Origin of the sequence: Enterobacter cloacae complex sp. P16RS2 (assembly GCF_014982155.1) — a bacterium.
Classification (GTDB): Bacteria; Pseudomonadota; Gammaproteobacteria; order Enterobacterales; family Enterobacteriaceae; genus Enterobacter; species Enterobacter cloacae_M.
This window is the reverse complement of sequence record NZ_JADCKW010000065.1, coordinates 1-9,222: the sequence shown is the minus strand read 5'-3', so window position 1 is coordinate 9,222 and position 9,222 is coordinate 1. Positions and strand designations below refer to the sequence as shown.

Annotated in this window: 10 protein-coding genes; 8 read left to right on the top strand and 2 right to left on the bottom strand. The window is 52.5% G+C overall.

All coding sequences use genetic code 11. The features are described from left to right. Nucleotides 1-395 precede the first annotated feature (395 nt). From csgB to ymdB, 5 genes are all read left to right on the top strand, one after another. Complete coding sequence (csgB, locus tag INF68_RS22785) at nt 396-851, top strand: curli minor subunit CsgB (RefSeq protein WP_029739999.1); 456 nt, start codon at nt 396-398, stop codon at nt 849-851. A 41-nt stretch (nt 852-892) separates the two neighbouring features. Next, entirely contained in the window at nt 893-1,345 is a 453-nt protein-coding gene (gene csgA / locus INF68_RS22780) for a curli major subunit CsgA (RefSeq protein ID WP_023311110.1), read from the top strand. A gap of 61 nt (nt 1,346-1,406) precedes the next feature. Continuing rightward, a complete protein-coding gene (gene csgC / locus INF68_RS22775; RefSeq protein WP_023311111.1) occupies nt 1,407-1,739 on the top strand; it encodes a curli assembly chaperone CsgC in 333 nt (110 codons plus the stop codon). Between the two features lie 164 nt (nt 1,740-1,903). Next, nucleotides 1,904-2,224 (top strand): type 1 fimbrial protein, encoded by a 321-nt coding sequence (locus tag INF68_RS22770; protein WP_109844490.1) that lies wholly within the window; start codon nt 1,904-1,906, stop codon nt 2,222-2,224. A gap of 106 nt (nt 2,225-2,330) precedes the next feature. Further along, the gene (gene ymdB, locus INF68_RS22765; RefSeq protein ID WP_059445977.1) at nt 2,331-2,873 is read left to right on the top strand and encodes an O-acetyl-ADP-ribose deacetylase; all 543 of its coding nucleotides are present in this window, start codon (nt 2,331-2,333) and stop codon (nt 2,871-2,873) included. A gap of 33 nt (nt 2,874-2,906) precedes the next feature. Here ymdB and mdoC read toward each other — a convergent pair whose 3' ends face one another. Continuing rightward, nucleotides 2,907-4,046 (bottom strand): glucans biosynthesis protein MdoC, encoded by a 1,140-nt coding sequence (gene mdoC, locus INF68_RS22760; RefSeq protein WP_109844488.1) that lies wholly within the window; start codon nt 4,044-4,046, stop codon nt 2,907-2,909. Between the two features lie 254 nt (nt 4,047-4,300). Here mdoC and mdoG point away from each other — a divergent pair, with 254 nt between their 5' ends. From mdoG to INF68_RS22745, 3 genes are all read left to right on the top strand, one after another. Beyond that, nucleotides 4,301-5,854 (top strand): glucans biosynthesis protein MdoG, encoded by a 1,554-nt coding sequence (mdoG, locus tag INF68_RS22755; protein WP_021240787.1) that lies wholly within the window; start codon nt 4,301-4,303, stop codon nt 5,852-5,854. Beyond that, nucleotides 5,847-8,375 (top strand): glucans biosynthesis glucosyltransferase MdoH, encoded by a 2,529-nt coding sequence (gene mdoH / locus INF68_RS22750; protein WP_109844486.1) that lies wholly within the window; start codon nt 5,847-5,849, stop codon nt 8,373-8,375. Before mdoG ends, mdoH begins: the two co-directional genes overlap by 8 nt. Before the next feature lie 85 nt (nt 8,376-8,460). After that, nucleotides 8,461-8,688: a YceK/YidQ family lipoprotein gene (locus INF68_RS22745; RefSeq protein WP_033145189.1), complete on the top strand. Its 228-nt coding sequence runs from the start codon at nt 8,461-8,463 to the stop codon at nt 8,686-8,688. A 6-nt stretch (nt 8,689-8,694) separates the two neighbouring features. On the opposite strand, the gene INF68_RS22740 is transcribed toward INF68_RS22745, so the two are convergent. Then, nucleotides 8,695-9,084, bottom strand: coding sequence for a MysB family protein (locus INF68_RS22740; RefSeq protein WP_032639599.1), 390 nt, complete (start codon nt 9,082-9,084; stop codon nt 8,695-8,697). Between the last annotated feature and the right edge of the window lie 138 nt (nt 9,085-9,222).

Genomic DNA, 9,222 nt, shown 5'->3' with positions numbered 1-9,222 from the left:
TATGAGTTTCAGATAATTTCTAAGCCCACGAATGAGTGACTGACTGGCTTAAGAAAAGAGGCTTCGTGTCACGCGTTGAGAAAAATGTTCTCCTGCCGTTACGTTTAAACAACCCGGGAGGAAGCGTGGACAGCCTTCGTGTCGTTGTACAACCCTTCCGTAATACACATTTAATAAAAAATATAAGCTGGCCTGTTTAAAGTCATTTTTGAGGTAAATTACGACTTTGTGGTGAGCCGATAAATAAAAATAAGCCGCGTGGGTGAGATATTTAAAATGTTTCAGCGGACATACTCTTCACCGTAACGACGCGTTAACACAATACGAGTCGTTTTAACAAGTAACATTGTTAAAGGGTTATGGCACGATTAAATAGCCAGGTCCAGGGTGACAACATGAAAAACGCATCGTTAATTATGATGTTTACATTACTGGGTGCGCCTGGATTTGTAACCGCAGCGAATTCAGATTTGGCAAATTCTGAATATAACTTTGCGGTTAACGAATTAAGTCTTTCATCACTAAATCAGGCAGCCATTATTGGTCAACGGGGCGTTTTCAATAACGCTGAGGTTAGCCAGGACGGTTCAAGACTCTTATCCATTGTATCCCAGGATGGGGTAGGTAACAGAGCGAGAGTTGATCAATCAGGGGGTTACAATATTGCCTGGATCGATCAGAGCGGTAACGCGAATGATGCAGGTATTACGCAAGATGGATACGGTAATAGCGCGAAAATTATCCAGAAAGGGTCGGGTAATAGAGCAAATATTACGCAGTACGGTACGCAGAAAACCGCAGTTGTAGTGCAGAAACAGTCGCAAATGGCGATTAACGTTATTCAACATTAGCGCGTTGGCGACGACTTTAATCAATCCGATGGGGGTTTACCATGAAATTTCTCAAAGTGGCAGCGCTTGCAGCAATCGTAGTTTCTGGTAGTGCTATGGCGGGTTCTATTAATCAGGGCGGCTGGGGTCATGGACATGGTCATGGCGGATACAGTGGCCCAAATTCCACCCTGAATATTTATCAGGACGGTGGCGGTAACTCAGCGGTAGCTCTGCAGACAGACGCCAGAAATTCTGTCCTGAATATTAGCCAGAAAGGTGGCGGTAACGGCGCTGACGTTGGTCAGGGTTCTGATGATAGTAAAATCAACCTGTCCCAGAAAGGTTTTGGCAACAGTGCGACACTTGATCAGTGGAACAGTAAAAAATCCGTTATGAACGTTAGCCAGTCCGGCGGCTTTAACGGTGCACTCGTAGACCAGACTGCTTCCAACTCGACTGTCAACGTGACCCAGATCGGTTTTGGTAACCACGCGACAGCTCATCAGTACTGATACTGAAATCTGTGCTACAAAAAAACAGGGCTGATGCCCTGTTTTTTTTCGGGAGTTCATCATGAATACCTTAATTCTCCTTGCCGCGCTTTCCAGCCAGATCACCTTCAAAACGTCACAGCAGGAAAATATGACCACCATTATTCCTCAGGTCACTCTGGCGCAGTCGTGTGATTGTCAGGTTCAGATTGTTTCTTTACGAGAAGGGCAGGGGGGACAAAGTTCTTCCCGGCAGCAAAACACACTTTTTATACCCGCTAATCAGACGATTGATTTAATGCGCCTGAGTTTAAATATTAGCGCGGGAGACACGGTGAAAATCGTTGTCACCGTTTCAGACGGTAAATCGCTACATTTATCACAACAGTGGTCGCCAACGGAACGCTCGCTCTAAACATTCATGAAATCAATATGTTGAGAATATGGCGGGTCTGTACCGTTGAGCTATGCTGATATCACGGACCTGGTCGTTATGTTCCGTAACGTGAAACTTCGTTTGCCCTAATAAATGAAGCGCGTTTACCCCTCATGGACGATTTTCATTGAGGAGTACCTATAATGAACAACTATTTTGCTCGATTCGTGGCAGGTCTGAGTCTGGTCGTTTCTGCTTTGAGTATCCCGGCTTATTCGGCTACGGTTGTTTACGGTGGTGTCATTCATTTTCGCGGTGCCGTCGTCGCCGACCCCTGTGAAGTCACTCCCCAAAAACAACAGATTGTAATGTCATGTCCAAATAATAACCGTATGCAAACGCGTATGGTCAGCTATGAAGAGGCGCTTAACGGGAAAGTGAGCGACTCTAGCCTGGCGACGCTCAATATGAAATATCTTAATCCTGAAAAAACGCTCGCGGTTGTCGAAATCCAGTATCGCTAGTGCGCGTTCTCGCACCCTGCGGTGAAAGAGGATTTTTTCTGATAGTTTTTTCTCCCGGTCTCCTCTGCGATACACTTAAGAAAAAGGCGGGTTGCAGAGGGGCTTTATGAAACCGCAAATTGAAATTATTCATGGCGATATTACGACAGTGCACGTCGACGTCATCGTCAATGCGGCCAATCCATCCCTGATGGGAGGGGGCGGCGTGGACGGGGCTATCCACCGGGCTGCCGGACCGCAGCTGCTGGAAGCCTGTAAAACCGTGCGCCAACAGCAGGGCGAATGTCCTCCCGGTCACGCGGTGATTACGCTGGCGGGCAATCTGCCTGCGAGAGCGGTAATTCACGCCGTAGGGCCTGTCTGGCATGGCGGGGATCGGCACGAAGCGAGTATTCTGGAAGAGGCTTACCGGAACTGTCTGCGACTGGCTGCCGACAACGGTTATAAAACGATGGCGTTTCCGGCCATCAGCACAGGCGTGTATGGTTACCCTAAGGCCGCTGCCGCTACGATCGCCGTAGAAACGGTTTACCGCTATTTGTCGTTAAAACCGCTGCCAGAGAAGGTGATTTTTGTCTGTTTCGACGACGACACCACGCATCTTTATCAGCGGCTTCTGACTCAGCGCAGACAAGAACTGGAGAGCTGATGCAAACGCGGCGCATCGGATGCGCCGCGTGATTTATGAGGCTTTTGCCTGTGGTTTTCCTGAAAAGAGGAAGCGCAGGAGCGGGATCCGCAGATGGATTTCGTAGAGTACGATTGCTACCCCAACAACAAACACCAGCCCGGTAAAAAACCCCAGCGTGTTGGAAGCGATGTGCGGTGTGATGTAAGCCCCGAAGAAAAGCGTCAACGGATGATGCACCAGATAGATAAACAGTGACGCATTAACGAAGTAGGTCACGCGACTGGACTTAAAGTTCAGCAAGCGGTGGCCCAGCGCGAATACCACGTTCACCATCCACAGCCCAAGCAGCATAGTGATCACGCTTTCCGTTTCATACATCCAGGCATCGCCGCTGCCGTAGCGCTGATTCAGCAGATAGGCCGCGAACGCGAGGCTTGCCCCCAGCGCGCACCACGGTGACGGGGTGACAAACAGCGACTTAAGCTTCGGATGAATAAAGGCCAGCGCGCCGATTAAAAAGAACGGAATGTAGAACAGGGACTGCATCACCACAAAATTAAATAACCCGTCGCTCAAAATCGGCGGGTAGGCGATAAGCAGCGTTCGGCGCACGGCGGCATAGGCAATCCCCAACAGCAAGAAGAGCACTGACAGTTTGCCCATCGTAACGTTGGCGAAGAAGGTGTCGGCTTTTGTACTCAGACGGTGGCGCAGGCGGCTGAAAATCAACAGGCTCACCGTTGTGAGCACCACCAGGACCAGCAGGAACCACAGGTGAGATACCAGCTCCCAGACCAGCGTATTGTACTTTTCATACAGCGACAGATTTGGCCAGTTCTCCGCTTTGCCTTTGACGTATTGCAACATAATGAACTGAGGCAGCGTCAGCAGTGGAATTGCGGTCAACATGGGGATCCCCACGCGCTCTACGCGCACTTTCCACCAGCGCTTGAGCGGGTATCGCAGAAAAAGCATATAAGAAAAATAGCCGGATATGACGAAGAACACCTGCATACGGAAGGCGTGAATAAAGTCATTAAACAGCGTCAGCCACCAGGAGGGCATCTGGCTATTCACATGCCAGGTGTGGCTGGAGTAAATCAGTGAAATGTGAAAGGGGATCCCCAATAGCATCAGCCAGGCCCTGATCGAGTCGAGGAAATATTCACGTTCTGTTGGTGTTGTGCTCATATAACGTTGTGCATTCTCAGACTTTTCGTCTTATCCCTAAGACTCATAATGGTTACATTCGAAGCCAACCCTACACCAAGACCGACACCCTGTCTCCAGGATAAGCACGCAAAGTGAATAGCGGGTTCTTTCATTTGCTTAATCCATGAGCCAGCAGCTGAACAAAGCAGTGATAATGTTGTCGGATTGCCTGAGTTTCCATTAAAATGGATCGGATCGATATAAGCACACAAAGGGGGAAGTGCTTACTTATTATGAAACATAAACCACAGATGATGAAAATGCGTTGGTTGGGTGCTGCAGTGGTGTTATCACTGTATACCTCATCGGCACTGGCCTTTAACATCGACGATGTCGCAAAACAGGCAAAATCGATGGCAGGCAAGAGCTATGAAGCGCCGAAAAGTAACTTGCCCTCCGTTTTCCGCGACATGAAGTATGCGGACTATCAGCAGATCCAGTTCAATCACGACAAAGCGTACTGGAGCAATATTAAAACCCCGTTCAAGCTTGAATTTTATCATCAGGGTATGTACTTCGACACGCCTGTTGCCATCAATGAAGTGACGGCAACCGCGGTACGTAAGATCAAGTACAGCCCGGATTACTTCAATTTTGGCAATGTGCAACACGACAAAGATACGGTGAAAGACCTGGGCTTCGCAGGCTTTAAGGTGCTTTACCCAATCAACAGCAAAGATAAAAACGACGAAATCGTTAGCATGCTTGGAGCCAGCTATTTCCGCGTCATTGGCGCGGGGCAGGTGTACGGGCTTTCTGCGCGCGGTCTGGCTATTGATACCGCGCTGCCATCAGGTGAAGAGTTCCCACGTTTCCGTGAGTTCTGGATTGAACGTCCAAAACCAACGGATAAGCGTCTGACCATTTATGCGCTCCTGGATTCCCCGCGTGCAACCGGTGCCTATCGCTTTGTGATTATGCCGGGTCGTGACACGGTAGTTGACGTGCAGTCCAAGGTTTACCTGCGTGATAAAGTGGGCAAGCTGGGCGTTGCGCCGTTGACCAGTATGTTCCTGTTCGGGCCGAACCAGCCGTCACCGGCAACCAACTTCCGCCCGGAACTGCATGACTCCAACGGTCTGTCTATTCATGCCGGTAACGGTGAGTGGATCTGGCGTCCGCTGAATAACCCGAAACATCTGGCGGTTAGCAGCTTCGCAATGGAAAACCCGCAAGGTTTTGGCCTGCTGCAGCGTGGTCGTCAGTTCTCCCGCTTTGAAGATTTGGACGATCGCTATGACCAGCGTCCAAGCGCCTGGGTCACGCCAAACGGTGACTGGGGTAAAGGTAAGGTCGAGCTGGTAGAAATTCCAACCAACGACGAAACCAACGATAACATCGTCGCTTACTGGACGCCGGATCAGCTGCCGGAAGCCGGTAAAGAGATGAACTTCAAGTACACCATTACCTTCAGCCGCGACGAAGATAAGCTGCATGCGCCGGATAACGCGTATGTAATGCAGACTCGCCGCTCAACGGGTGATGTGAAGCAGTCTAATCTTATCCGTCAGCCTGACGGTACCGTGGCGTTTGTCGTGGACTTCACAGGCCAGGATATGAAGAAACTGTCACCGGACACCGCCGTTGCCGCTCAGGCCAGCATCGGTGATAACGGTGAAATCGTTGAGAATACCGTGCGTTACAACCCGGTAACCAAAGGCTGGCGTCTGACCCTGCGCGTGAAAGTGAAAGATCCGAAACAGACCACAGAAATGCGTGCTGCGCTGGTCAGTAACGATCAGCCGCTGAGTGAAACCTGGAGCTATCAGCTACCTGCCAATGAATAATACATCTGAATATATTGATGCCATGCCGCTGACGGATATCGAAAAAGCGGCACTGCCAAAGAGCGACATCCGCGCGGTTCACTCCGCGCTGGATGGTGAACATCATACGTTTTCCCGTGATGATGATACGCCGCTCGGGTCAGTCAAGGCGCGTCTGGAGCAGGCCTGGCCGGACTCGCTGGCGGAAGGGCAGTTGATTAAAGACGATGAAGGACGCGATCAGCTTCAGGCGATGCCGAAGGCTACGCGTTCCTCTATGTTCCCCGATCCATGGCGCACCAACCCGGTGGGCCGCTTCTGGGATCGCCTGCGCGGGCGTGATGTGACGCCGCGCTATCTGTCGCGCCTGACGAAAGAAGAGCAGGCCTCCGAACAGAAATGGCGTACCGTCGGGACAATCCGTCGCTATATCCTGCTGCTTCTGACGCTGGCGCAGACGGTCGTCGCGACCTGGTACATGAAAACTATCCTGCCTTACCAGGGCTGGGCGTTTATCAATCCGACGGACATGATGGGCCAGGATCTTTGGGTCTCCTTCATGCAGCTGCTGCCGTATATCCTGCAGAGCGGCATTCTTCTGCTGTTCGCGGTCCTCTTCTGCTGGGTCTCGGCCGGTTTCTGGACCGCGCTGATGGGCTTCCTGCAACTGCTCATGGGGCGTGACAAGTACAGCATTTCAGCGTCAACGGTCGGGGATGAACCCCTCAATCCCGAGCACCGTACCGCGCTGATTATGCCTATCTGTAACGAAGACGTTGACCGCGTATTTGCGGGCCTGCGTGCGACCTGGGAGTCCGTGAAGGCGACCGGCAACGCGGAGCATTTCGACGTTTACATCCTGAGCGACAGCTACAACCCGGATATCTGCGTTGCGGAACAAAAGGCGTGGATGGAGCTGATTGCAGAAGTGCAGGGCGAAGGCCAGATCTTCTACCGCCGCCGCCGTCGTCGCGTGAAGCGTAAAAGCGGTAACATCGATGACTTCTGCCGTCGCTGGGGTAACCAGTACAGCTACATGGTGGTGCTGGATGCTGACTCCGTCATGAGCGGAGACTGCCTGAGCGGTCTGGTGCGCCTGATGGAAGCCAACCCTAACGCGGGTATCATTCAGTCTTCGCCAAAAGCGTCCGGTATGGACACGCTGTATGCGCGCTGCCAGCAGTTCGCCACCCGTGTTTACGGGCCGCTGTTTACGGCGGGTCTGCACTTCTGGCAGCTGGGTGAATCGCACTACTGGGGTCACAACGCCATTATCCGCGTGAAGCCGTTCATTGAGCACTGTGCGCTGGCGCCGCTGCCGGGCGAGGGTTCGTTTGCCGGTTCTATTCTGTCGCACGACTTCGTAGAAGCGGCGCTGATGCGTCGTGCTGGCTGGGGCGTCTGGATTGCCTACGACCTGCCGGGATCGTACGAAGAGCTGCCGCCGAACCTTCTGGACGAGCTCAAGCGCGACCGCCGCTGGTGTCACGGTAACCTGATGAACTTCCGCCTGTTCCTGGTAAAAGGGATGCACCCGGTTCACCGAGCGGTATTCCTGACCGGCGTGATGTCCTATCTCTCTGCACCGCTGTGGTTTATGTTCCTGGCGCTGTCGACTGCCTTACAGGTGGTTCATGCCCTGACGGAGCCGCAATACTTCCTGCAACCGCGGCAGCTGTTCCCGGTGTGGCCGCAGTGGCGTCCGGAGCTGGCGATTGCGCTGTTTGCCTCCACCATGGTGCTGCTGTTCCTGCCTAAGCTGCTCAGCATCATCCTGATCTGGTGCAAAGGCTCGAAAGAGTACGGCGGTTTCTTCCGCGTGACCCTTTCTCTGCTGCTGGAAGTGCTGTTCTCCGTCCTGCTGGCGCCGGTACGTATGCTGTTCCACACCGTGTTTGTGGTCAGTGCGTTCCTGGGCTGGGAAGTGGTCTGGAACTCACCGCAGCGTGATGATGACTCCACGCCGTGGGGTGAAGCCTTTATGCGCCACGGTTCTCAGCTGCTGCTGGGTCTGGTGTGGGCGGCCGGGATGGCCTGGCTGGATCTGCGCTTCCTGTTCTGGCTGGCGCCGATAGTCTTCTCGCTGATCCTGTCGCCGTTTGTTTCCGTAATTTCCAGCCGTTCAACGGTGGGGCTGCGAACCAAACGCTGGAAACTGTTCCTGATCCCGGAAGAGTATTCCCCGCCGCAGGTGCTGGTGGATACCGATCGTTACCTGGAACAGAACCGCAGTCGCTCGCTGGATGACGGCTTCATGCACGCCGTGTTTAACCCGTCATTTAACGCCCTGGCAACGGCAATGGCGACAGCGCGTCACCGCGCCAGCCAGGTTCTTGAGATTGCCCGCGATCGTCACGTTGAGCAGGCGCTTAACGAGACCCCGGAAAAGCTCAACCGCGACCGTCGTCTGGTGCTGTTGAGCGACCCGGTAACTATGGCGCGTCTTCACTACCGCGTGTGGTCCGCTCCGGAGAAATACTCTTCGTGGGTGAACTACTATAAGGACGTGAAGCTGAACCCGCTCGCGCTGAAGGCGAAGTAAGTTGTTAAGAAGGGGCGGGTAAGCGAATCGCCACCCGCCAGATAAAATACCGGCTTAATCGCCGGTATTTTTTTAGAGGTTAATGATGAGAATAATCATCGTCGTTATGGTGGCATGCCTGCTCAGCGGCTGCGGCAGTATCATCAGTCGCACCATTCCAGGGCAAGGCCACGGAAATCAGTATTACCCGGGCGTGAAATGGGATCTTCGTGATTCCGCATGGCGCTACCTGACCGTGCTCGATCTGCCGTTCTCGCTGATTTTCGACACGCTGTTGCTGCCGATCGACGCCAGCCACGGCCCTTACGAATAGCGTAAATTAACGCTCGTCCCACTCATCGGCTGCGGTTTGACCTTCTTCGGTATCCAGCGGCGGCTCGAGCTGAAACTCACCCTCATCCCACTCGTGCAGGGTGTTCTCTTCCAGCCATTCCTGCCGAAGTTCGATTTCGTCGTAGTCGCCATCAAAGACGGCCTGCGCACCTTCACCACTTAATATCGGCAAACATTCCCCTTCTTCACCTTCATCGGCAAAGAATTCGGCCTGCCACATAATATCTCCATCCTGCAGAACGTATTTTTGGATATTAAGCTGTTGCACGTCAGCATCTTCTTCTTCAACGCCGGGGTTGTCGGCGAGGAACTCTTCACGAGCGGCATCAATAGCTTCTTCCAGCGTACTATAGAATACATATTCTTTATCGGACATAATGAGTTCCTCAATGATTATGTTTATCAAATGTATAGGTGCATGAATGCGAACTGTCAAAGCCTACATCTATAGTAGGGTATCGAGCTTGCAGCAGGTTGATGCTTTTGGCTTAGATTGAAGTGGTCAACAAAAACT

Bases quoted from the DNA above. Each gene is read 5' to 3' on its own strand.
- csgB (WP_029739999.1), top strand. From the start codon at position 396: ATGAAAAACGCATCGTTAATTATGATGTTTACATTACTGGGTGCGCCT.
- csgA (WP_023311110.1), top strand. From the start codon at position 893: ATGAAATTTCTCAAAGTGGCAGCGCTTGCAGCAATCGTAGTTTCTGGT.
- csgC (WP_023311111.1), top strand. From the start codon at position 1,407: ATGAATACCTTAATTCTCCTTGCCGCGCTTTCCAGCCAGATCACCTTC.
- INF68_RS22770 (WP_109844490.1), top strand. From the start codon at position 1,904: ATGAACAACTATTTTGCTCGATTCGTGGCAGGTCTGAGTCTGGTCGTT.
- ymdB (WP_059445977.1), top strand. From the start codon at position 2,331: ATGAAACCGCAAATTGAAATTATTCATGGCGATATTACGACAGTGCAC.
- mdoC (WP_109844488.1), bottom strand. From the start codon at position 4,046: ATGAGCACAACACCAACAGAACGTGAATATTTCCTCGACTCGATCAGG.
- mdoG (WP_021240787.1), top strand. From the start codon at position 4,301: ATGAAACATAAACCACAGATGATGAAAATGCGTTGGTTGGGTGCTGCA.
- mdoH (WP_109844486.1), top strand. From the start codon at position 5,847: ATGAATAATACATCTGAATATATTGATGCCATGCCGCTGACGGATATC.
- INF68_RS22745 (WP_033145189.1), top strand. From the start codon at position 8,461: ATGAGAATAATCATCGTCGTTATGGTGGCATGCCTGCTCAGCGGCTGC.
- INF68_RS22740 (WP_032639599.1), bottom strand. From the start codon at position 9,084: ATGTCCGATAAAGAATATGTATTCTATAGTACGCTGGAAGAAGCTATT.